The 24,319-nt window shown below is 70.5% G+C and carries 14 protein-coding genes and 2 tRNA genes; 4 read left to right on the top strand and 12 right to left on the bottom strand.

The window, feature by feature from the left end; all coding sequences use genetic code 11:
- Positions 1-108: 108 nt before the first annotated feature.
- Positions 109-182: transfer RNA gene (locus tag ACLQ29_RS06575), tRNA-Pro, on the bottom strand.
- A 382-nt stretch (positions 183-564) separates the two neighbouring features.
- Between ACLQ29_RS06575 and ACLQ29_RS06570 the strand changes: the two genes are divergently transcribed.
- Positions 565-638 (top strand) — tRNA-Gly (locus ACLQ29_RS06570).
- Between the two features lie 151 nt (positions 639-789).
- Here ACLQ29_RS06570 and ACLQ29_RS06565 read toward each other — a convergent pair.
- Positions 790-1,284: a GNAT family N-acetyltransferase gene (locus ACLQ29_RS06565; protein ID WP_425770742.1), complete on the bottom strand. Its 495-nt coding sequence runs from the start codon at positions 1,282-1,284 to the stop codon at positions 790-792.
- A 188-nt stretch (positions 1,285-1,472) separates the two neighbouring features.
- On the opposite strand from ACLQ29_RS06565, the gene ACLQ29_RS06560 reads away from it, so the two are divergent.
- Positions 1,473-3,119, top strand: coding sequence for a hypothetical protein (locus tag ACLQ29_RS06560; protein ID WP_425770741.1), 1,647 nt, complete (start codon positions 1,473-1,475; stop codon positions 3,117-3,119).
- On the opposite strand, the gene ACLQ29_RS06555 is transcribed toward ACLQ29_RS06560, so the two are convergent.
- From ACLQ29_RS06555 to ACLQ29_RS06530, 6 genes are read right to left on the bottom strand one after another with little or no spacing between them, the layout of a single operon-like run.
- Positions 3,096-4,457 carry an O-antigen ligase family protein gene (locus ACLQ29_RS06555; protein WP_425770740.1) on the bottom strand — a complete coding sequence of 454 codons (1,362 nt, stop codon included), beginning with the start codon at positions 4,455-4,457 and terminating at the stop codon, positions 3,096-3,098. The genes ACLQ29_RS06560 and ACLQ29_RS06555 overlap by 24 nt on opposite strands.
- Positions 4,454-5,821, bottom strand: a complete 1,368-nt coding sequence (locus ACLQ29_RS06550; protein WP_425770739.1) for an oligosaccharide flippase family protein — start codon at positions 5,819-5,821, stop codon at positions 4,454-4,456. The genes ACLQ29_RS06555 and ACLQ29_RS06550 overlap by 4 nt, the downstream gene beginning before the upstream one ends.
- Positions 5,821-7,026, bottom strand: coding sequence for a glycosyltransferase (locus tag ACLQ29_RS06545; protein WP_425770738.1), 1,206 nt, complete (start codon positions 7,024-7,026; stop codon positions 5,821-5,823). Before ACLQ29_RS06545 ends, ACLQ29_RS06550 begins: the two co-directional genes overlap by 1 nt.
- Positions 7,023-8,252 carry a glycosyltransferase family 4 protein gene (locus ACLQ29_RS06540; protein WP_425770737.1) on the bottom strand — a complete coding sequence of 410 codons (1,230 nt, stop codon included), beginning with the start codon at positions 8,250-8,252 and terminating at the stop codon, positions 7,023-7,025. Before ACLQ29_RS06540 ends, ACLQ29_RS06545 begins: the two co-directional genes overlap by 4 nt.
- Positions 8,249-9,430, bottom strand: coding sequence for a glycosyltransferase family 4 protein (locus ACLQ29_RS06535; protein ID WP_425770736.1), 1,182 nt, complete (start codon positions 9,428-9,430; stop codon positions 8,249-8,251). Before ACLQ29_RS06535 ends, ACLQ29_RS06540 begins: the two co-directional genes overlap by 4 nt.
- Positions 9,417-10,715, bottom strand: a complete 1,299-nt coding sequence (locus ACLQ29_RS06530; protein ID WP_425770735.1) for a glycosyltransferase — start codon at positions 10,713-10,715, stop codon at positions 9,417-9,419. Before ACLQ29_RS06530 ends, ACLQ29_RS06535 begins: the two co-directional genes overlap by 14 nt.
- Before the next feature lie 265 nt (positions 10,716-10,980).
- Between ACLQ29_RS06530 and ACLQ29_RS06525 the strand changes: the two genes are divergently transcribed.
- A complete protein-coding gene (locus ACLQ29_RS06525) occupies positions 10,981-12,249 on the top strand; it encodes a DUF1800 domain-containing protein (protein WP_425770734.1) in 1,269 nt (422 codons plus the stop codon).
- A gap of 1 nt (position 12,250) precedes the next feature.
- On the top strand, positions 12,251-13,504 hold the full coding sequence (locus tag ACLQ29_RS06520; RefSeq protein WP_425770733.1) for a DUF1501 domain-containing protein: 1,254 nt from the start codon (positions 12,251-12,253) through the stop codon (positions 13,502-13,504).
- A gap of 82 nt (positions 13,505-13,586) precedes the next feature.
- On the opposite strand, the gene ACLQ29_RS06515 is transcribed toward ACLQ29_RS06520, so the two are convergent.
- From ACLQ29_RS06515 to ACLQ29_RS06500, 4 genes are all read right to left on the bottom strand, one after another.
- Entirely contained in the window at positions 13,587-14,177 is a 591-nt protein-coding gene (locus tag ACLQ29_RS06515) for a hypothetical protein (RefSeq protein ID WP_425770732.1), read from the bottom strand.
- Between the two features lie 9 nt (positions 14,178-14,186).
- Positions 14,187-18,683 (bottom strand): DUF6531 domain-containing protein, encoded by a 4,497-nt coding sequence (locus ACLQ29_RS06510; protein ID WP_425770784.1) that lies wholly within the window; start codon positions 18,681-18,683, stop codon positions 14,187-14,189.
- 494 nt (positions 18,684-19,177) lie between these two features.
- Positions 19,178-19,702: a hypothetical protein gene (locus ACLQ29_RS06505; protein ID WP_425770731.1), complete on the bottom strand. Its 525-nt coding sequence runs from the start codon at positions 19,700-19,702 to the stop codon at positions 19,178-19,180.
- A gap of 8 nt (positions 19,703-19,710) precedes the next feature.
- Entirely contained in the window at positions 19,711-24,222 is a 4,512-nt protein-coding gene (locus ACLQ29_RS06500) for a DUF6531 domain-containing protein (protein ID WP_425770783.1), read from the bottom strand.
- Positions 24,223-24,319 lie beyond the last annotated feature (97 nt).

Raw genomic sequence — 24,319 nt, 5'->3', positions numbered from 1 at the left:
GTCTGGGCGTGATTCAGCCCATCGAGTGTAGGCGAGCCGGCCTGACGCTCCGGCAGCGCCCGGGAACCGCACGTGCGGCACCCGGGGCGGCCCGGCCGCAGACGACAGTCGGGGTGGCGGGATTTGAACCCACGGCCCCTCGCTCCCAAAGCGAGTGCGCTACCAAGCTGCGCCACACCCCGTGGCGACGTGCAGTCTATGCCGTCGGCGTGACTCAGGCGGTGCCGGGGCACCCTCCACCCGGACACATCTTCCCAAACCGCCCGTACCGCCCACGCGTCACGCAGCCCGAGCCGCCCCGGGCGGCGTCGGGGGCCTCGATCGGCCTCGGGGTCGGGCGGCCTTGGGGCCTCGATCGGCCTCGGGGCGTCGAGATCGACTCGATATCAGGGATCTCGCGGTATCCGGAGGCCGGAGAGACCACGACATCCCTGATATCGAGCGGATCTTCGGGCGGTGCTGGCGGGGCGCGCGCAAGCCGGCGGCTCCGGGCGGTGACGTCGCTGCGCGGTCGGCAAAGCCATTGGGTACGCTGTCCGCGCGCCCTGCTTCGGCGGGGTGCACGCGGGCGTAGCTCAATGGTAGAGCTTCAGTCTTCCAAACTGACTACGCGAGTTCGATTCTCGTCGCCCGCTCCACCCACGAAGGCCCAGGTAGACCCGCTGATCGCGGCGCCTGGGCGCGCACCTCCTCCGCACTCCGGATCCTGCGTGCCATCCGGCTGCCATTCACGGCCGTCGGGCACTTCCCGCGGATCGGATCGCCTGGGATCGGATCGCCTCAGACGTGTCACGCGGGCGGCAGCGCGAGCCAGTCCTGCCAGGTGATGTCGCGGCCCAGGTAACGGGGCTGCCGGAAGGGCCACTCGGCGGCTATCCACCGTGGCACCAGCGCGTCGAGCGCGCGCTCCGCCGCGCTGCCGACAAGGTCGTCCACCACCCACCAGGAGATCTCGCCATCGGCGCCGGCGCGCTCGGGCGGGTCGACGTAGACACAACCGAGGATCGCCGTCTCCTCCTCGTCCAACAACGCGTAGTTGAACGACTGGTGCGCGGCGATCTCCTTCTCGTGCCGCAGCAGGTCGATGCGGTCCTCTTCGTAGGTCATCGTCTCCGGAGGCCACCGCCACGCCGGGCCGAAGATCTCCCACAGGCGCTCTCGGGAGCCCATCACGGCGGGGTAGTCGAGCGCCGTGTCCGCCTCCCGGATCGGTCGCAGGTGCAGCGCGCTGCCGGGCACGGGCACGTGCACGGGGTGGACGAAGTCGTCGGGCAGCCAACTCATGGGGGGAGGCTATCGCCGGTGGGTGCCAGATGGTCCAGGGTTATGCGGGCCGGGGCGGTCGACAAACGGCCACCTGATCGCTGACTGTCGTCATCCAGCCAGAGACTCCTCGACTCCGGGGGTTGGCCCGGCCGATCCGGATGGGTCGGCATGGATATCATCACGTGGGCAAGCGGAAGAGGTCGCACATGCAGCCAATTGGTCCGTACCAACGGATCCGGAGACTGGGCATCTGCCAGATTGGCAGCATCTGGTCTGCCGTCGACGGTGGACAACAGTCTCTCGTGGTGGTGGTGCTCGACGTCGGCATCGCCGGCGAGTCACGGTGGCGGGACGCCTTCGCGGCCACCACCCACGCGATCGCTCACTCGGAAGCGGGCAGCCCGCTCTGGGTCAGTGCGGACTTCTCCGCCACCACTCCCTGGGTGGCGTACCCGAAAGATCTCCTTCCGACGGCCGAGCGGACGTTCGCCGCCCTCGGGATGACCTACCAGCCGGCTCCGGCCGAGCCGGACGATCCACCCGCGGATACGGAGCACGCGCAGCAGGCGGCGATACCGGTGCCGCGCCAGACGCCGCGGGCCGAGCAGACGCCCCCGACCGAGCAGACCCTCCCGACCGAGCAGACGCCACGGGCGCAGACCACGCACACGCCACCGGCCGAGGCCACGCGGACGCCACCGGCCGACGCGACGCGGTCGCAACGAACCGAGGCGACGCAGACGCAACCGACCGACGCGACACGCACGCCACTTGCCGACGCGACGCGGTCGCAAGGGACCGAGGCGACGCAGACCCGACCGGCCGACGCGACGCGGACGCCACCGGCCGAGGTCACGCGCACGCAACCTGCCGACGGGACGCGGACGCCACCGGTCGACCAGCGGCCCCCGGCCGAGCCGACGCCGACGCCTCGCGCCCATCAGACGACGTTCACGGACGACCAGGCACCGCCGGCCGTCGCGCCGACAACGCCACCGACACCGCCGGCGCCACCGACACCGCCGGAGCCGGCTCCGATGCCGGTGTGGGCCGTCCCGTCGCCAGCGCGGGACACGCGGCCGCGCTCGACGTCCACCGACTCGAAGCCCGAACCGAAGGCCGAACCGGAAGCCGAACCGGAGTCGGCTCGGACGTTGGAGCCGAAACAGTCCCGCGCGAGCCGGTGGGCCATGCCGGTCATCGGTCTGGTGCTCGGCCTCGTCGCCGGTGGTGGTCTGGTCCTGCTGCTCGACCCCGGCACGGATCCGCCACAACCGACGCCCACCGCGAGCCAGTCGGCGGCACTACCCGCGCCGGCCCCGGCCTCCGCACCGCTGAGCCCCGGGCTCGAACCGCCGGCCCCGGGCGAGTGGCCTGCCCTCTGGGTGCGGTTCGCCGCCACCGACCGGATCCTCACCCTCCACGGCCTGGACGGTCTGCCGTTTCCGGTGAAGGTGCCGCCGAGCTGGCAGTGCACGTCCGTCGAGCGGGCCGCGGGGCTCAGCAGACATCAGTGCGGCGCGCCGGCGGGCAGCGAAGCCGCGCTCGGCGGTGAGCTGGTCGTGCGCGACTGCCCGGCGCCCTGCGACGGGCCACGTCAGACCGCGATGCGTATCGCCGAGGAAGCCTGGGGGCTGCAGTGGGTGCGCAGCGGCCCCTCCTCGGCGTACGCCGAGACCAGCAGCCTGACCGTCGACGGTACGCAGCGGTACGGCCTGGTGGTGGTCGCGTACTGGCGCAGTGACAGCGGCGACATCGACAAGCAGGTGGTGTTGCGGATGACCGCGCCGGTCGGTGGCGCCAACCAGCTCCGCCGGGTCGCCAACTACCTACGGGACGTCCTGATCTTCTGACTCGGTCGTCCGCTCGGGCGCGGGGCTGGGCCGCTCGGGCGCGGGGCTGGGCAGCTCGGCTCGTACGATCAGACCGAGCGGAAGCCAGGTCAGGAACCCGGCGAGGGTGACGGACACGTGCGATGCCTCCAGCCAGGAGACCCAGAGGAGCGCGATCAGGAAGAGTGCCGGCCCCGGCGTGCCGGCCCCGGCCAGGAACATCGACCGCCGCCAGACCTGGTAGAGCAGTACCGCGAACAGCACGACGGCGAGCAGGCCGCCGATGGTCAGCAGGTGCACGAGCACATTGTGCCCGTGGGTGTACCGGCCGCCGAGCGCCGCGGCCAGGTCCGGCTGCCGTTCGAAGTATTCCGGGCCGTGGCCGGTCAGCGGTCGCTCCGCCCATCGGCTCAGCAGGGCACGCCACGTCCGGCCCCGGTTGGTGAAGCCGGCCGGGTCGGTGGTCAGCAGCGGGCAGAAGATGATCAGACCGAGCGCGACGACCAGCGGGACGCCGATCAGCATCGACAGGTGCCGGCGGCTTCCCCGGCCGGGCCGGGCGGGCCGCCCACTCGTACGCCAGCGCAGCAGCCCCCAGGTCAGCAGGACGACGATCGCCGCGAGTTGGCTGGTCCGGGAACCGGTCCAGAGCAACGCGATCAGGATCAACGCCAGCGTGACCCGACGTGTGGCCGTCGGCCGGATGCCGAACACGAACGGCAGACTGAGGGCGAGGATGAGCCCGAGCACGTTCGAGTGTGGGTACGGACCGGACAGCAGCCCGCCGATCGCCCAGCCCTTGTTGCCCGCGTCTTCTCCGGTGAGCAGCCCCAGGTCCGGCCGTACGACCGCCAACAGCATCGCGACGACAGCGGTGGCCGCGCCGAGCACACCGATCGCGGCCAGCGCCTGCGCCCCGGGTCGGACCACCCAGATGGCGACCACGGCGATCGGGAGGGCCAGGGACACCGGGCCAAGGGGTTGCCCGTTCAGCAGGCCGGCGAGGTGGATGGCTGCCAGTGGGGCGAGGACCACGACGAGCGCCCACAGGCGGTCCGGGCGTCGCTGTCGCAGCCCGTACGCGGTGAGGAGGAGGGCCAGGCCGATGAACGCCGCGGTGGTGACGTCACCCAGGACGCGACCGGCGGGCGGCATCGTCTCCGCGGCGGAGTTGAAGACCGGTCGCCCGTTCTGCAGGATCTGGACGAGTTGGGGAAAGGTCACCCTGATCCAGGCGAGGACCAGCAGCACGACCACACCCGTGGTGCCGAGCCACTCGGTGGTGCCCGGGTCGGGTCGGATCAGTCTGCTGGCCCGAAGCAGGGCGCCCTTCGTCTGACCGCTGAACACCGCACTCATCGGACTCCCCCGCCTGTGCCTGCTGACTGTGAATTGGCCGCATCCGGCGCCTCGGGGGGACCGGTCCGGCGAGCCCGCCACCGCTGCCCGAGCTCGGCGTGCAGGTGACGGAGGTCCGCACCGTACGGCACGGTCACCGCTCGCAGTGACGGCACCGCCGGCAACCTGCGTACCGACCGGGCGGCGATGCCGGCCGCGACGGCGTACCCGACCAGGCTGGCGAGGGCCGCGCCGACCGCGCCGAGCGGGGCCAGCACGACGAGCAGCAGTACGCCGGTGAGTGAGCCGACGACGAGGGCGATCGACGATCGGCCCGCCTTGTCCTGGACGAGCAGCAGGGCGCTGAAGATCTGCACGCAGGTGAACACGACGGTGGCCGCGCAGAGGATGACTGTGGGCAGCGTGGCGGGGGCGAACGCGGCGCCGAAGAACAGTGGCACCAGCAGTCCCGCGCTCGCGGCGAGGACCGTGCACCCGAGCGCCGCCACTGCGACGGCGATCCGGGCCACCCGCAGGACGGATTCGTCGTCCTCGCCGCCCGCCCCGCCCATCAGGACGGTCCGGGCCGCGGTCGCCACGACGGTCGGCAGTTCCGCAACGCTGACCGCCACCGCGTAGAAGCCGAGCTCCCGTGCCCCGAGCAGCGGTAGGCCGATGACCTGGTCGAGTCGGGCGTTGGAGGTCGCCGCGAGCACCCCCGGCAGGCAGACGAGCGCGTACCGGATCAGCGACCGGACGGGAATCGGCTCGGGCCGGTCGGCTGGCTCGGTGCTGCTCGCCGGCCCTGGGCGGCGGCGCAGCCGGGGCAGCCCGACGAGCACTCCGCTGGCCGTCGCGGTCAGGAAGAGCGCGGCCGCCCAGAAGGCGCTCAGGTCGAGGGCCACGCAGGCGATGACCAGCAGGATCGTCCGCAGCGCCGCCGGCACGACCTTCATCAGGTTGACGCCGCCGATGTCCGCGGCACCGGTGAGGGCGCCGATCGCCAGGTTCGCCAGGATGTGCAGCGGCGCGAGCAGGGCGAGCACCAGGAACTGCTGCCTGTCGACCTCGCCCTGGTCGAAGACGAACAGGCTCAGCACGCCCAGGAGCAGCACGGCGACCAGACCGAGCGGCACGGCGGCCAGCAGGCTGACCCGGGCCGCGTCCCGCCGGGAGAGCCGGCGCTGCCGGACGTGGAAGGTGAGCGCGTCCTGCAGACCGTAGGTGCCCAGCCAGCCGCAGATCACGATCGGCAGGGTGAGCGCGGCGTACAGCCCGCGCCCCTCCGGCCCGAGTTCGCGGGAGAGGAAGGGGCTGACGAGCAGCCCGCTGACCGGGATCAGCAGGTTGGCGGCGGTGGAGGTGACCAGCCGGTTGACGACCATCACCGTGCGGGTTCAGCGCCGGTGGCACCGCGTTCGGCGAGGTAGCCATCGGCGGCGAGCGCCGTGCGGAGGCGCTCCGCGAACCGGTCCTCGGAGAACTCCTGGCCCACCAGCCGCGTCGCCTCGGCGGCCATCGCGTCCAGGGCGGTCGAGGTGGTCGCGAGGAGTTCCGCGGCCATCGCGGTCGGGTCCGCGGCGATCCGGACGGCGGGGCTCGCCGGCACGCCCTCGGCGCCGACAGTCGTGGTGAAGACCGGGACCGCGTGGGCCAGCAGGGTGAGGGTCTTCAGCTTGACGCCGGCGCCGCTCCACAGTGGCACCACACCGGCGCGGGCGTTGGCGAGCGCGCCGCGCAGATCCTCGACGTAACCACGCACCCGTACGCCGGGGTGCTGGTCCAGCTCGGCGCGGACCGGCGCGGTCAGACCCGAGCCGATGAGGGTGAGGGTGTAACCGGACCGGGCCAGCGCCGGCCAGCCCTCGGCCAGGAAGCGCCGCAGGCCGGTCAGGTTCGGCTCGTACGCGAAGCTGCCCAGCCAGGCCAACTCCCGCTCCTGGGGCCGAGGTTGGTGGCCGGACGGGAGCGGGACGCAGCTGGGGAGCACGAAGGTGGCCGCCCGGCCGTGGTGTCGACGCAGCCGCTCGGCCTCGTCGGCGCTGGTCACCGAGACCGTCGCGCAGGATGCCAGCGCCCGCCGCTCGAAGCGGGTCGAGACGGCGGTCAGGTAACGGGCGCGCAGCCGGTACGTGAGGTCGTCCGCCGCCTCGATCTCCTGCCGGACGCTGGCGGCGAGCACGTTCGCCTTGTCCCAGTGCCAGCGCAGCCCGGTCCCGTGGACGTAGGCGCCGGCTGCCTCGCCGAGGGCTATCGCCGCGCCGTCGCGTCGGCGAAGCTCGTCGTGCAGGTCGGCGCTGTAGCGGCTGCGGATCCAGGGCGGCAGACCGGAGGTGAGGGCCTGCGAGTATCGGCCCGCCGGACCCAGACGGTCGTAGCGGAACGGCGTGGCCTCGAAGGTGCGTACCGGCATGGGGTGGAGCATCTGGCGCAACTGCTCCTCCTGGTCGGCGGTGGTGTCCGGGCGGCGGACGACCAGCAGGGTGCAGTCCGGCACCTGAGCCAGCGCCCGCAACATCATCGCCACCCGGACGGGATCGCCCCGGTCGAGCGGGATCGGCAGGTACGACGAGACGACGCTGAGGGTCACCGGTGGCCACCTTCGCAGGGCACGGTCGGTCGGGTCGGGGTCGAGTCGGCAAGCTCCCGCCAGACGGACAGCAACCTGTCGGCCTGCACCGCCGGGGCGAACTCCGATCGGAGCCGGAGCAGCAGCGCCTGCGCGCGCCGCCGAGCCGCGACCGGCTCGGCGACCACCGTCCGGATCGCGGTGGCGAGGGCGACCGGATCGTCCGGGGGGACGAGCCAGCCGCTGTCCGGACCGACGAGTTCGGGGATGCCCGAGACCGCTGTGGTGACCACGGGGACGCCCTGACTTGCCGCCTCCATCAGGAACACCGGGATGCCGTCGAGGTCGCCGTCCGGGGCGGGCCGGCAGGGCAGGGCGGCGACCTGCGCGCCGGCGAGTGCGGCAGTGGCCACCGGATGTGGCACCGCGCCGTGCAGCACCACGCTGTCGGCCAGCCCCGCCGAGTCGACCCGGCGGCGCAGTTCATCCCGCAGTGGACCGTCGCCGTAGATGTCGTACCGGATCGGATGCCCGGCCTGGACGAGCCGGGCCACCGCGTCGATCGTGGTGTCGACCCCCTTCTTCGGGATCAACCGGGCGACGGTGACGATCCTCGTCGGGGCGCCCGGCGTGGGGGTGGGCACGGCCGGTGGGGCGTCCAGGAGCCCGACGTCGAGGCCGGCCCGGACGACCCGGTGGGGAGTCGTCGCGATCGGCACCCCCCGTGCCGCGAGTTGGCCGGCGGTCGCCGCGGAGACGACGAAGAGGTGCCGCAGTCGGGCGATCCGGCGACTCAGCGCCGCCGCGTCCGGGTCGAGCAGGAAGTCGGCGGCGTGCGCGGTCGCCGTCACCGGCCGGTCGAGTCGGCGCCCGACCAGCAGGGCGACAGCGGTGGGCACGTTGACGAAGTGGGCGTGCAGGACGTCCGGGTCGAAGCGCGCGATCTCGTCGGTGAGGGTGGTGGCAGCGCCGCTGGCCAGCAGACCACGAGCCAGTCCCCGCCCTCCGGCAGCCCGCGACGGCAGCCCGAGCAGGCGCAGGTCGGCCGGGAGCCCACCGGGGCGGCGGAGCAGGTGCACGGCGGCCCGACCCGGCTCGGCCCGACGGTTGCCGTCCGGGTTGGCCACGAACACCTCGACCGTCGCCCCGGCCGCCCGCACCGCCTCGATCTCGGCGGGGATGAAGGTCTCGGTGAGCCCGGGTGGGCGGATCTGGACGTACCCGATCCGTAGTGCCTTTGCGCTCACGCGGCGTCCCGCGCTCGGGCCGGCCGGTGGGCGCGGCGGACGGACTCGAAGAAGCCGGCGTGCTGATCGACGCAGTCCGCGTCGGACAGGAGGCCCGGGGTGCGGGCAGCGGCGGTGGCCAGGTCATGCCGTAGCTGCGGCGAGCCCACCAGGTCACGCAGCACGGCGGCGAGCGCGTCGGTGTCTCCGGGCGGGACGAGCATTCCGTTGACCCCGGAGCGGATCCACTCCCCCGGCCCACCGCCCTCGGTGGCCACCACCGGCAGCGCCCGGGCCAGTCCCTGCAACACGGTCTGGCCCAGCGGCTCGGCTCCGAGCGACGAGTGCACCAGGACGTCGATCGAGTCGAGGAAACCGTTGATGTCGTCGACGTGGCCGCGAAAGGTGACCTGGTCGCTGATGCCCAGCGTGGCGGCGAGTTCCCGTAGTTGCGTCTCGTAGGCCTCCTCGCCGAAGAGCGGGGCACCGCAGAGGTACGCGCGCACGTCGGTGCCGCGCAGGCTCGCGGCGAACGCGCGGAGAAAGACGTGCTGGCCCTTCCAGTGCTGGAGCCGGCCGACCATCCCGATGGCCTTGACCTGCGGCCGGAACACGGGGTGCGTACGCCGCTCGGAGATCCCGCTGGGGCTCTGGAGCACCGTGCGCTGGGCCGGGATCCGGGGGCCCGACGGAACGCTGGCGAGGGTGAACCCGGAGTTGGCGATGATCCCGTCGGCGCGCCGCATGGCCAGCCGACGGAACGCGGGCAGACCGATCGGGCCGAGGCTCTCGACGGTCAACGGGCCGCGGAGGTGCACCACGATGGGCCGGCGCCTGGCGCGGTCGGCGAGCGCGCACATGATCGCCGCGGCGGCGGTGTTCGCGTGCACCAGGTCGGCCTGGTGATACAACGGGCTGCGCCGCAGCACCAGGGCGCCGTTGCGCAGCGCGGTCAGGTAGCGGGCCGCCAGCAGGGGCGCCGAACTGCGGGTGCCTCCGGTGGGCAGCGTCGGCAGATCCCGGGCCTGCGCCACCTCCTGCGGGGGGAGTTGGTCGAAGGCGACGCCGGTGGGTGGGCCGTACAGGGACGCCTGCCAGGGGTGCCGCTGACCGAGCAGGCGGGCCAGGGCCAGCTCGGCCCCGCCGGGTTGCGCGGTGTGGGTGACGTGCAGCACCCGCATCGGGTCAGTCACACTCATGATCGACCCACTCGGTCACCCGGCGGGCGAAGGTCTGCGTCGAGAACCGTTCCGCCTGAACGGGCATCCGCGCCTGGTCCAGCTCGTCGAGCCGGCCGATCGCCGCCGCGTGGTCGTGGGGGTCGAGCGAGTCGACCAGGACTCCGGTCTCCGCGTCGACGACCGTTTCCAGCAGACCGCCACGGCGCAGGCCGAGGACCGGGGTGCGGCAGGCCTGCGCCTCGACCGGCACGATGCCGAAGTCCTCGTGGACGGGGAAGAGCAGGGCTCGGGCGCCCCAGTAGAGCTGCCGCAACCGGAAGCGGTCCGGGTGGACCTCGATGGTGACGGGCACGCGCGCCTGGTGTGCCAGGCGTCGCAGTCGGGCCTCCTCGGGCCCGGACCCGGCGAGGACCAGGGGCAGACCGGCCTCCTCGGCGATGGCGATGATCAGGTCGAAGTTCTTGTAGGGCACCCAGCGCCCGACACCCAGCAGGTAGTCGCGCGGTTGTGCCTGGTCGGCGGCCGGGGCCGCGGAGAAGAAGTCCACATCGACCGGAGGGTTGATCACCCAGGCGTCGCGCCCCCAGTGCCGCCGGATCCGGTCACGCACCTCGACGGAGTTGGCCGCGTAACTGTGCACGTGGTGACTGAGCCCCACGTCGAGCGCTCGCATCAGTCGTCGGGGCACGGCAAGCATCGGCCCCGACGCCCGGTCGTCGACACCCGGGTTCCAGAGATAACGGGCGGGAGCGTGGACGTAGCTGAGGTGCCGGGTGCGGTCGGGATTGCCGAGCCGGACCGTGTGCGCGAACGCGTGGCTTGAGGAGATCACCACGTCGAACCGGTCGCGGGTGAGGGTCCGCCAGACCAGCGGCATGAACGGCAGGGCGACCGCCTTGTTGCCCCGCAGCGGTGTCCGGGCCAGCCACGACACCCGCAGCGGCGGCGGGTCGGCGTCGTCGTCACTCCAGAGCGCGAACCGCGCGGCGGTCGGGAAGACCTCGGTGAGCTGCCGGAAGACCTGCTCCGCACCGCCGGTCGCGGTGAACCACTCGTGCACGAGGGCGACCGAACGGCCGGTCGCGACGGGCGGGACCGGACTGCCGGCCTCGACAGGTGGGACCGGACTGCCGGCCTCGACAGGTGGGACCGGACTGCCGGCCTCAACAGGTGGGACCGGACGGGGCCCGGCGGCTTGCCCCGGGATGCCCGGCCAGGTGTCGGTGTCCGCCCCGGCACCCGCGAGCGCGACCGGCGACTGGCCGGGCGGTTGGCACAGGCTGGGTGGAGCCGGCTGATCCATCACCTCGTACCCCCGTAAGAGTGTGGACGATCGGCGATGCGGCCGCCGACGATAGCTAACAGATCGAGCGAAACACTTACCACAGTCGACAGAAGTCAGTAAACGGACATCGGATCACCACCGCGGACAACGATCGTCCATACTCTATGCGGTACGTCCATCAGGGACGTATCGTCGGGGCGCGGCTCGACCCGTCGCCGACGGGCGGAATTCCGGATGATGGTGAAATGCCGCTTCCCGCTGAGGGTTCCACCATGGTGTCGTTATGACCGACGACGTGGCTCTGCTGCTACGCCGAACGGGGTTCGGACCAACCGCCAACGAGCTGGCGGCAGCACGGCGGGCCGGCTACACCGCCACCCTGGCCGCGCTGACCACCCCCACGGGGCCTGACATCGGCGCGACCCGAGCGCCCCTGCCCCCGCTCGGCCCCGACCCGTACGTCGGCACACCCGAGCCGACGCCGGCGCAGCGGGTCGAAGCCGACGGGCGACGTCGAGCACAGGCGAGCAGCCTCACCCAGTGGTGGCTGGACCGGATGACCGTCGCCGACCAGCAGGCCGTGGAGAAGCTGCTCTTCTTCTGGCACGGCCACTGGGCCACCTCGATCGTCAAGGTCAAGAGCCCGCAGCTGATGTTGGCCCAGCACCTCACCCTGCGGGAATCCCGCGACTTTCGGGACATGGCCCACCGGATGATCGTCGATCCAGCCCTGGTCTACTGGCTGGACGGCCAGCTCAACAGCCGAGAAGCCCCCAACGAGAATCTCGCCCGGGAGTTCTTCGAGTTGTTCACCCTCGGCCTCGGGCGGTACACCGAATCCGACGTGCAACAGGCCGGCCTGGCGTTGACCGGTTGGTGGATCGACCTCGCCGGGCAGCGCTCGGTCTTCGACCCTCGACGCCACCACGACGGCGCGTCGAGCATCCTCGGCGTGACCAGGCACTTCACCACCGACAGCCTGGCCGATCTGGTGCTGGACCAGGAGGCCTGCCCCCGGTTCGTGGCCGCCCGGCTCTGGCACCGATACGCCTCCAGCACCCAGCCGATCCCGGAACGCACCAGGGAGCAGATGGCCGCCGCCTTCCCCGAGCCGCTGCCGATGCTGCGGGTGCTGCTGGCCGACGAGACGTTCCCGAGCACCCGTGCCACAATGGTCAAACAGCCGGTCGAGTGGCTGGTCGGCGCGCTGCGGCAACTCGGGTTGCGACCGGCCACCCTCCCGGCGGAGACGGTCACCGGGCTGCTCGACGGGCTCGGCGGTCTCGGGCAACGCCCGTTCGCCCCGCCCAGTGTGGGTGGCTGGCCGGCCGGGGTGGCCTGGCTGACCTCGGCCGCCGCCCGGTTGAAACTGTCCCTGGCCGGCAAGCTCGCCAGCCAGCTCAGCCCGGAGCGGATCACCCCGGAGGAGGTGGCCCACCTGCTCTGCGTGGACACCTGGACCGACCGCACGTACGAGGTGCTGCGCGGCACCACCAACTCCCGACTGATGCTCACCCTCGGGCTGGTCAGCCCGGAATACCAGGTGACCTGAGATGGACCGACTGACCCGACGACGATTCCTGCTCGCCTCCGGTGTGGCCGGCGGCGGCGCCCTCGCCGCCGGAGCCGGCGCGGTCACCCTGTCCCGGCTGCTCGACAGCGCGGACCCGGAACCACGCGTCGCCCGACGTCCGGTGGAGACCGTCGTGCTCGTCACCCTCTACGGCGGTAACGACGGACTGAACACGGTCATCCCGTACGCCGACCCGGCCTACCAGGCCTCCCGGCCCGAGCTGGCGTACCCGGCGGAGCAGGTGCTGCGGTTGGACAACGACCACGGTCTGCACCCGGTAATGCGCGGCCTACAGGGGCTCTGGTCGACCGGTCGGCTCGCCATCGTGCACGGGGTCGGCTACCCGAAACCGGACCGCAGCCACTTCCGGTCGATGGACATCTGGCAGACCGCGGCGCCGAGCGGCCCGGCCGACACCGGCTGGGTGGGGCGCTGGCTGGACGAGACGCAGGCCCCCGTCGAGGCGGCGGTCAGCTTCGAACCGGTCCTGCCGCCACTGCTTGTCGGACGGCGGCGGGTCGGCGCCTGCGTCAGCTACCAGGGGTTGGAGTTGCCCGACTGGGTGGCGCCCGCGATGGTGGCGTCGCTCGGCCGGGTGCAGGCCGGCGAGTCGGCGATGCAGGCGCGGGCCGCCACCGCGTACGCCGATCTGGTCGACATGGGCCGGCTGGTCCAGGCGGCGGTGGCCCCGGCCGCCAGCCCGACCGACGCGACCCCGGTCGCCACCGCGACCGGCACCGGCGGCGGCGGGGCGCTCGGCGCGCAACTGGCCCTGGTCGCCCGCTGCGTCGAGGCCGGGGTACCCACCCGCGTCTACTCGGTGAGCCTCGGTGGCTTCGACACCCACGCCGGCGAACGGGCCGCGCAGGAGGCCCTGCTCGGCCAACTCGACGCGGCGATGACCGGCTTCGTGGACCGAATGGCCGGCAGCGACGCCGGCCGCCGGGTCGCGGTGGTCGTCTACAGCGAATTCGGCAGACGGGTACGCGCCAACGCCTCCGACGGCACCGACCACGGCACCGCCGGACCGGTGCTGGTGGCCGGAGCGCGGGTGGCCGGCGGCTTCCACGGCCAACCACCAAGCCTCACCGACCTCGACCACGGCGACCTGAAGGCGACGACCGACTTCCGCGACGTGTTCGGGGCGGTCCTCGACACGGTGCTCGGGGCGGACCCGGAGCAGTACCTGCTCGGCTACCGAGGCGAACCGCTTCCCCTGTTTCGCGCCGGCTGAGCTGCCGGGTCAGGCTCCGGTACGGATGTGGGACGCCGTGACCTCGGCTGGCTCTGGCCGGCGGTGAGCCCGGCAGGGCCGGTCAGGCCTGGCTGCGCAGCAATTCTCGGATGGCTCTCCAGTAGTTCATGGCCTCCATGCCGGAGTTGGTCCTCAGCTCGTAGACCAACTCTTCGGAAACTTCGGGGCTGCTCGGACTCAGCGCATCGAAAATGGCCGCCTGGCCACGTAACTCGAAGCCGGCCCAGGTGGCCGCGCCCTCGGGAGCAGGAACGCCCAGGAGATCGAATTCCAGTGCGACGCCGAACGCGTGCGCAACGACGAGCTTGAGCCGCTCCCGCTCGTCCATCTCCTCGTCGACAAGTGCCGCGATCGCGTCAAGCGCGGGAAGGACGGCGGTTGCTCCCCGGATCGGGGACGCGGACGCCTGCTGCCGAAACTCGGGCAGGTGGCTCGTCACCGCGCGACGCTGAGATCGGGATCGGCCGTGGCCGCCAAGCTCCCGCCACCGCAGCTCGACGCCCTGCTGAACGTCGAACTGGTCGGTGTTGTAAATGCCCGCAAGGTGTCCGAAGAAGAGGGATACGACGACCGAAACCCTGTTGGCCACGCTGGTCGAGAGGCACAACGACGCAAACTTCGCCGGATTCGTTGATTCGTTCGTGAGGGTCATCTCGAGGCGTCACCATCTAGCCATCGTCGGAGTAATAATCTTGCCCTGCATGGTTTCGATCAGGGGGATGCAGAACTGCTCGCAGAAGGGTCTGCTCGCGATCAGGAGCTGGGGATCGGCGGCAAGGTTGACTGACTCGGTCAGCACTTTACCCTCCGCATGGAGGCGCCCGAGGAGGAGAGGGAACTCCTTCGGCGATGGCAGCCCAGGGTAGGTCCGGAACGCTGCCTGAAGATCGTCCAGCAGGGCAATCTGCTTCCCGCTGATCTCGGAACGGGCACCGACCGCAAAGAGGTCCACCCCCTCTGAGACATACAGACCGGCCGCCGTCTTCTGGTCGAACATTCTCGCCGCCAAGGCATCGACCTTCGCCTGGAGCCTAGCAGGGACGCCGCCCGAACTCCCCAGGTTGTACGGGGCCAGTCCCAATGGGTCGATCTGAGCCAGCGGGTTCGGTACATAGGTGTCCGGGTTGGACGCGGCTTCGAGCCCCAGGGGATCGGTGGAGATGTATCGGGCGACCTCGGGGTCGTAGTACCGATGAAAGTTGTACGAGGCGCCGGTTTCCGGGTCGTGGATCTGGCCGGGAAAGCGCAACGGGCAGTCCGCACCCGCGACACTTACCTGGGTGGGGACTCCCCACACGGTGGTTCGCAGCTGCCAGGCGACCTCGCCGTCCAGGCTCACCAGCTCGGTCGGCATACCGACCAGGTCGGTCACGATCGCGTAGAAGCGGCGGTCCACCTCGGCCTGGTCGGCCAGCGCGTCGGTCTGGCTGATCGGGGTGTACGTGCCGGGGACATATTCCCAGGTGCTGGTCCGATCGGCGGAACCGCCGCGGTGGGTCTGCTCGATCAGCCGCGGACCGTCCCAGGCGAAGGCGACCTGCTCGACCACACCACCGTCGGCGTCGAGCCGCTGCTTGGCGACCCGGCGACCGAGCGCGTCGTACCGGTAGCGCCAACGCGTGCCGTCCGGGACGGTGACCGTGCTCAGCCGGTCCTCGCTGTCCCAGGTGTAGCGCCAGGTCAGCGGCTTGGCCGAACGCTGCTTGAGCTGCCGCAGCACGACCCGCCCGGCGGCGTCGTGCTCATAACGGATGCCCCCGGCCCGCCGGACGCGGGTGCCGGCGTACTCCCGCTCGCCTCGAACATCACCGTCCCCGTCCGAGCCGCCGGGCCAGGTCGCGTCGGCGACGTTGCTGGCGTCGTCATAGGCGTACCGCTCCGTCCACCCGTCGGCCTGCACGCCGGTGACCCTGCCGGCCCGGTCGAGTTCGAGTCGACGCTCACCGCTCAGTTGATCGGTGATGTTGACCAGGCGACCATCGGCCCGATACCGGTAGGCACGGTGGGCGACGAGGTCGGGCACGCCGCCGGCGGGATCACCTGCGCCGGGTGCCGCGGTGAGGATCTGCGACAGCAGCCGGTGGTTGCCGTCCCAGCTCTGGGTCAGCGCGAGGGCGCCCACCGTCCGCCCGGTCTCCCGGCCGGCCGCGTCGTGGGTGAAGCTGATCGCCGCGCCGCCGGTGCGCAGGCCCACCGGCCGGTGGCCCGCGTCGTACTCCCAGGCGCTTTCCACCCCGGAAGGGGTACGTCGGTGTGTCCGCCGGCCGAGCGCATCGTAGGAGGAGGCGACCACCTGACCGTCGCGGACCTCGGCGAGTATCCGGCCCAGCGGGTCCCGGCCGAACTGGAGGTCGGCGTCGGGTGAAGTGGCCTGTAGGAGCTGGCCAGCCGGGTCGTACGCGAAGGTGGTGGTGCCCTCGGCGGTGCGCTTCTCGACGACGTTGCCGAGCGGGTCGCGGACCAGCTCGATCGTCTGCCCCGCACCGTTGGTCCGGGCCACCACCTGGCCGACGGCGTCGTGCGTATAGGTCTGCGTACGGCCGTTGAAGTCGGTCTCGGCGACCAGCCGCCCGGCCGGGTCGTAGTCGTAGCACCAGACGAGCCCCTGGGCGTTGGTGACCGTGGCGAGCCGCAGTTCGGTGTCGTACCCGAAGGTCAACCGCCCGCCGTCCGGCCCGCTACGCGTCACCGGAAGGTCGAAGGGGCCGAACTCGGTCTCTGTTGTCGCCCCGGCCTGGTCGGTGTGGCTGACCAGGTTGCCTTCCGGGTCGTAGGTCCACTCCTCGCTCGCCCCGTCCGGGCTGCGCTGCCAGGCCAGCTGTCCCTCGGCGGTCCAGCCGAGCCGAGTGCTGCCGCCGACCGGGTCGACCACCTCGGTGATCCGACCGGCCCGATCGCGTCGGTAGGTGGTCACCGCTCCGGTGGGCTCGGTGAGCTGGCTGATCAGCCCGGCCGGGTTGGTCGTCACCAGCGAAGAGTTACCGAGCGCGTCGATCACCTCGGTGAGTCGCCCCGCCTCGTCGTAACGATGGCGGGTGACAGCGCCGGTCGGGTTGGTGACCGAGGTCAAGTTGCCGCGTTCGTCGTACTCGCGCCGCCAGACCGCTCCGTCGGCGGCGGTGACGACGACCGGCTGGTGCAGATCGTTGTAGGTGGCGGTCGCCCGCGCCCCGTCCGGGCGGACGAACTCGACCAGATTGCCGTCGTCGTCGTAGGCGTAGCGGCTGGTCCGCCCGAGAGCGTCGGTCTCGGTCAGTTTCCGGTCGTAGCGGTCCCAGGTGAAGGCCGTGACGTTACCCAACGGATCGGTGATCCGTTCGGTCTGGCGCAGCTCGTTGAGCTGGTAGACGGTGGCGTGGCCGAGCGAGTCGACCACCGTGGTGACGCGGGCCTCGGTGTCGTAGCGCAGCAGGCCCGTGAGGTAGCCGTTGGTGCCGGAGGTGGCGACGCAGCGGCCGTCCTCGTCGTAGGTGTAGCGGTACTCGGTGCCGTTACGGTCCGCCCACCGGGTGACCCGTCCGTCGATGTCGTAGTCGAAGCGCAGCGGCGTCCCCGACGAGTTGACGACCTCGGTCAGGTCACCGGACTCGTCGTAGCCGAAGCGGATCAGCTCGGTGTCGGTGTCGTCCCCGGCGAGGTCGAACCCGACGATCCGATTTTCCTCGGTACGCACCCGAACCCGGTAGCCGCCGGAGTGCACCAGCTCGACCGGTGCGCCGCTGTCGTCGTGCCGCACGTCCACCCGCTGACCGTTGCGGTCGGTCAGCGCGACCAGTGGAAGCTGGTTCGCCACGCTGCCGGGAACCGGCCCGAAGTGCCACGTCCAGCCCTGCACCGGATCGGTGACCAGGTGGTTGCCTCCTGCCGGATCCTGCGCCAATGGCCAGCGCGGTCCCTCGGTCGGCAGCCGGTCGGGGCGGCCGTCCGCATCGACCGGATAGATCAGCGTCATCCCGTCGGCGGTGGTGACGTAGACCCCGGTGTCGTCGACCTCGACCCGCTGGTCGAGCGTGGAGGCCCAGGACCGGCCGAACCAGCTCCCCATCCGGTACGACGACAGGTGCGTGCGGGACAGCAGCAGCGGCATCGCCCCGGGCAACTCGACATCGCTCTGGGTGAGCACCATGTCGCCACCGGCGATGTCGATCGGGTCCAGTCGGGCCAGCCGCTTGATCGCCTCGATGCCGTTGGCCCTCGGGTTCGCCAAACCCCAGCGGGCCACCGAGCCCATGTTGCGACCCCGGGCGGCGACCGAGGAGAAGGCCTGCGCGACGCGGGTGCCCTTCAACGCACCGGCCCCGAGCCGGGCCAGTTTGCCGACCCCCGGTAGCAGATTGAGCCCGACGTCGATCAGGATCGTCTTCAGGCTGCCCTTACCGGTGGCGGCGTAGATGGAGAGGTCGATCGCGGAGGCGAGCAGGGCGGTGCCGAGCGCGATCGGCCCCATGATCGGCGCGAGGATCGGGATGAACGACAGCAGACCCGCGACCAGGGAGACGATCTTCAACGCGCCCGACAGCTGCGCCAACAACTCCTGGTTGTCTCGGACGAAGTTGGTGAACTGACCCTTCAGATCCCACCACTTCGGGTTCTCCTTGAACCGCAAACCCTTCGCATCGTTGACCACCCGCACGCAGTCACGCACCGCCGTGGACAACTCACCCCGCAACGCACCCGCCTGCGCCACACACTCGTCCCAGTCCCGCTGCGCCTGCGACAACACCGAACCCGCCGCACCCGCATCCGACCGATACGTATCCGGCGCCGCCGCCGCGGCTTCCTCCGGCGGCCGGTCGGCGACCTCCTGCTCATGACGCTCATCAGCCTGCCTCGCCCGATCAGCCCGCCCCCGGGCGGCCTGCAACGCCGCCCACAAACCCGGCGCACGCTGCGCCAACGGACGCATCCGATCCTGCAACGACGACAACGACCCCGCAAACGTCACCAGCCCGGTCGACACCCTGCCGAACGCATCACCCGTGACCCGCAAATGCCCCGGCATCTGCGCATTCAGGCCCTCCCGGAACAGATCACCCTCCGGACCCACGAACTGCGACGTGTCCAAACCCGTGATCTGCCCCGCAGCCTGCGACGCCGCCGACCCAAAACCCTGCCACCGCGACGCCGACGACCGAACCGCCGACGGATCACCATCCATCTTGAACAGATGCGCCGGAAACTCAGCCATCGCGCCTGGCCGCCCATCGCGGCGACCGAGACGGCCGATCAGAGGCGCGCCGGTTGCCCGCATTGTCGTTGATCAAAGGTCTGGTACTCATCTGAGAGCCCTCCCGTGACTCGACCCTCAGTCATTCGAACATAGAAGCGCAACAACCTGCGAGCACTGCCTCAGTCGCATATCTCGCACAATCTGGACCGCAGCCGGCCTGCACCGGGGTGAGGTGCGCGGTGACCGGGCTGATCGGCAGGCGAGGTGGAGACGACCGCTCGCACGCTCAGGGCCGGTCGGCGAACAGGACGTCGATCGACACTCCCGCTCCCAGCGGCGGTACGGCCGGGTGGTGGTCGCCTACCGGAGGCAACGGCAGCCGCGAACGACAAGCGGCTGGCGAATCCGATGGCCGCGCCTGGTCGACAGCGTGGACAGGGGTGGGGTGAGCAACTGCCGGCACGCTGCGAAGCGACCCTGGATCACACGTAGGGGTCGGGGCTGAACTGGGGACTGCTACTGGGAAAGTCCGGAGGAAAGAACGGGATTTGCAGGGACTTCGTCAGCAGCTCGAAGACCACACTTGGGGTTTCGAGGTGAACGATCGAGAATCTGAGCTGTCGGGCCTCCAATACGAGAGTCGGCCAATCTTCCACCGGCCCCGTCGGGATCCACATGAGGACATCGGCATTATCGGTCCCACCCCACCGCACGAGCTGACTCGGGGCGATGCGAAGGCTCGACAGGTACTCCTCGAGGGGCTCTGGAAGACCGTTACTCAAGAATGATCGGGCCTCCCGGGTGCTCTTCTCGATATTCAGCGCTTCTCGCTCGACACCCTCGCCGTAGATCCACAAGAACTCGTCGAAACAGCCCGCCCCATAGGTCGCAACCATCTGCCGGTGACTGATGGGCAGCTCGACGCCCTCATCGACCGTCGCGCGATGGGATGGCTCCACGGCAGCCGGAGGAGGACACAGGGCGAGAAGGTCCGGCAGCCTACTCACCAGACATCCTATATATTGCGCACCTTTTCATACAGCGACCATCCAAAATCGTCCACGGCTTCGATGATTACATGACTAGGCACGACGCCACCATTTTCGTACACCGGAGTAACGCTCATAACAACGTTATTCTGGCTACTGGTGACGTGCTCGGCTATCCTCTTTTCCACCTCATTGATCGGCCCGTTGTTCAGAGCCTCACTCTGTGTGACTACGTTTCGAATGTCCGTGCCATCTCCGCCAAACCGCCTGCCGATCAAGTGGCCGCGAGAATGACCGCTCGCACCTCCAAGGAAGCCTGCCGGGCGCAACCTACGTGGCGCCTCGCTGCCGATCCTGCCGGCCGCCGCATCAATCAGCGTCTGGGGAGAAACCTGTGCATAGGCAGGGCCCGCCCTACCATTGACGACATTGCTGTAGACGGGGCAGGGCGCAAGACCCAAGGGATCGGTCCACTGCACCGGGTTGGCGACATAACCCTGCGGGTTGAGGCCTCCGCTGATCCCCAGTTTGTCGGTGGAGAGGTATTGAGCCGCCTCGGGGTCGTAGTAGCGGTGGTGGTTGTACGAAGCGCCGGTTTCCGGGTCATGGATCTGCCCGGGGAACCGCAACGGGCAGTCGACTCCGGTGGCGCTGACGTGGGTCGGGATGCCCCAGATGGTGGTCCGCTGCTGCCAGGCGACGTCGCCATCCGGGCTGACCAACTCCATCGGCGTGCCAACCAGGTCGGTCACGATCGCATAGAAGCGACGGTCGACCTCGTCCTGGTCGGCGTGCGCGTCGGTCTGGCTGATCGGGGTGAACGTGCCCGGGGCGTACTCCCAGGTGCTGGTCCGTTCCTCGCCCGCGCCGCGGTGGGTCTGCTCGATCAGACGCGGGCCGTCCCAGGAGAAGTCGACCTGCTCGACCACGCCGTCGTCGGCGTCGAGGCGCTGCTTGGCGACCCGGCGGCCGAGCGCGTCGTACCGGTAGCGCCAGCGGGTGCCATCCGGCGTCGTCACTCCGGTCAGCCGGTCTTCGCTGTTCCAGGTGTAGCGCCAGGTCAAGGGCTTGGTGGAACGCTGCTTGACCTGCCGCAGCGTCACGCGGCCGGCGTCGTCGTGCTCGTACCGCACGTCCCCGGCCCGACGAATCAGGGTGCCGGCGTACTCCCGCTCACCTCCGGCGCTGCCACGTCCGCCGGTGGCGTCGGGCCACTCGGCATCGGCGACGTTGCCGGCCTCGTCGTAGGCGTACCGCTCGGTCCAGTCGGCGGCCTGCACGGCGGTGATCCGGCCGGCCCGGTCCACCTCCAGCCGGCGCTCGCCGGTGAGCTGGTCGGCGATGTCGGTCAGGTAGCCGTCGGCACGGTACCGGTAGGCACGGTGAGCGAGGAGCTCTGGCACGCCCCTCGGACTCCCCGGGCTGGTGACGAGGATCTGGGAGAGCAGCCTGTGGTTGGCGTCCCAACTCTGGGTCAGGGCAAGACCGCCGACCGCCCTGCGGGTCTCCCGGCCGGCGGCATCGTGGGTGAAGCTGACCGTCGCGCCGCCGGTGCGCAGCGCCGCGGGCTGGTGACCGGCGTCGTACTCCCAGGCACTCTCGACCCCCGACGGGGTACGCCGGAGCGTCCGGCGGCCGAGCGCATCGTAGGACGATCTGACCTCTTGACCGTCTCGGATCTCGGCGAGCACCCGACCCAGCGGGTCCCGCTCAAAGCGAAGATCAACCTCGGGTGCGGCGGCGTGCAGCAACCGGCCGACCGGGTCGTACTCGAAGGTGGTGATGCCCTCGGCGGTGCGCTTCTCGACGATGTTGCCCAGCGGATCGCGGATCAACTCGATGCTTCGCCCGGCACCGTTGCTCCGGGTGACGAGTTGGCCGGCGGCATCGTAGGAGTACGTCTGTACGCGGCCGTTGAAGTCGGTCTCGGCGACCAGGCGCCCGGCCGGATCGTAGTCGTAGCGCCAGGTGAGCCCCTGCGGATTCGTGACAGTGGTCAGGCGCAACTCGGTGTCGTAGTCGAAGGTCAACCGGCCCCCGTCCGGCCCGACACGCGCCACCGGCAGGTCGAAGTGGCCGACCTCGAACTCGGTGGTCGCCCCGGCCTGGTCGGTGTACGTGACCAGGTTGCCTTCCGGGTCGTACGTCCACTCCTCGCTCGCCCCGTCCGGGCTCCGCCGCCAGGCGAGCTGCCCCTCGACGGTCCAGCCGAGGTGGGTGACGCCACCGACCGGGTCGATCACCTGGGTAATCTGGCCCGCCATGTCACGGCGATAGGTGGTCACCGCGCCGTTGGGTTCGCTGAGCTGGCTGATCAGCCCGGCCGGATCGGTGGTCACTGCCAGGGTGTTGCCGAGCGCATCGGTCACCTCGGCGAGGTGGCCCGCCTCGTCGTGGCGATAGCGGGTGGAAGCGCCGCTCGGGTCGGTGACCATGGTCAGGTTGCCGCGCTCGTCGTACTCACGTCGCGAGACCGCACCGTCGACACCGGTGACGACCACCGGTTGACGCAGTTCGTCGTAGATGGCGGTCGCCCGCGCGCCGTCCGGGCGGGTGACCTCGACCAGGTTGCCATCGTCATCGTAGGAATAACGAGTCGTCCGCTCCAGGGCGTCGGTCTCGGTCAGCTTCCGATCGAACCGATCCCAGGTGAAGGCCGTGACGTTGCCCAGCGGGTCGCTGATTCGTCGGGTCTGGCCGCGGTCGGTCAGCTCGTAGATGGTCGTGTGGCCCAGTGAGTCACTCACCGCGGTCTGTCGACCAACCGGGTCGTAGTGCAGCCGCGCCGAGAGGAAACCACCCGAGCCAGTCGCGGCCACGCAGCGTCCCTGCTCGTCGTAGGCGTAGTGGTACTCCAGCTCGTTGCGGTCCTGCCAGCGGGCCAACCGGCCGTCGTCGTCATAGCCGAACCGCAGCGGGATCCCCGACGCATTGATGACCTCCGCGAGGTGACCGGCCTCGTCGTAACCGAACCGCACGAGAGTCCGGGCCTCACCGGAGGACTCCGCGTCGAGCAGGCTCAGCGCTGCGACCTGACCGTGCAGGGTGTCGACAGCGATCCGGTACCCACCGCTGTGCCGAACGTCGGTGATCGCCCCGTCGCGCCAGTCCAGGTCGATCCGATGACCGTTGCGGTCGCTGACGGCAACCAGCGGCAGCACCCGAACGGGACGATCCTCGCCCTCGCCTTCCGGCTCTGGGTGGTCCGGCACCGCGTGGAAATGCAGCGCTCGGCCGATCTCCGGCTGGTCGACGCGGTAGCCGTCGGCAGTCGGGGTGAGCGGCCAGCGCGGCCCGGTCTCGGGCATGCTCTGCGCCCCGACACCGGCCGGAGTCGGGTAGGACAGGACCATGCCGTCCTCGGTGACAAAGCAGATGCCCTCGTCGTCGACCTCGACCCGCTGATCAAGCGTCGACGCCCAGGACGGCCCGAACCACCTACCAATCCGGTACGACGACAGGTGGGTGCGCGACAGTAGCAGCGGGAGTAGGCCGGGCAGCTCGACATCGGTCTGGGCGAGCACCACCTCGCCGCTGGCCACGTCGATCGGATCACCCGCGCACCGGCGCAACCCCAGCGGAATGCTCGGACGAGGCATGCTCGGCAACGCCGCCCGCGCCTTGGTCAAACCCTTGGCGAGCGTCGGCAGTCCTTTCTTGGCCAGGGCCAGGACCGGTCTGCCGAGCATCGCGAGCCGACCGATGGGCACGACCGTCAACACCGTATCGATCAACAGACTGGTGAGACTGCCCTTACCCGTCGCCGCATACAGCGACGCGTCGATCAGCAGAGCCGCAGCACCAGCAGCGATCGCGATCGGCCCCATGATCGGGGCGAGAATCGGAATGAAAGCGAGCAGACCCGCGACCAGGGAGACGATCTTCAACGCGCCCGACAGCTGCGCCAACAACTCCTGGTTGTCTCGGACGAAGTTGGTGAACTGACCCTTCAGGTCCCACCACTTCGGGTTCTCCTTGAACCGCAAACCCTTCGCGTCATTGACCACCCGCACGCAATCCCGCACCGCAGTCGACAACTCACCCCGCAACGCACCCGCCTGCGCCACACACTCGTCCCAGTCCCGCTGCGCCTGCGACAACGCCGAACCCGCCGCCCCCGCATCCGACCGATACGCATCCGGCGCCGCCGCCGCGGCTTCCTCCGGCGGCCGGTCGGCGACCTCCCGCTCATGATGCTCATCAGCCTGCCTCGCCCGATCAGCCCGCCCCCGGGCGGCCTGCAACGCCGCCCACAAACCCGGCGCACGCTGCGCCAACGGACGCATCCGATCCTGCAACGACGACAACGACCCCGCAAACACCGTCAACCCCGACGACACCCTGCCGAACGCATCACCAGTCACCCGCAAATGCCCCGGCATCTGCGCATTCAGCCCCTCCCGGAACAGATCCCCCTCCGGACCCACGAACTGCGACGTGTCCAAACCCGTGATCTGCCCCGCCGCCTGCGACGCCGCCGACCCAAAACCCTGCCACCGCGACGCCGACGACCGAACCGCCGACGGATCACCATCCATCCTGAACAGATGCGCCGGAAACTCAGCCATCGCGCCAGGACCTCCCCGTGTCCACGCCAACAAGCTCGTATCCCTCGCAGCACCCGACACGGGACAA

The organism is Micromonospora sp. DT228 (assembly GCF_049841595.1).
Lineage (GTDB): Bacteria > Actinomycetota > Actinomycetes > Mycobacteriales > Micromonosporaceae > Micromonospora.
Note: the sequence above shows the minus strand (reverse complement) of the source record. Positions and strands in the feature narration are given on the sequence as shown.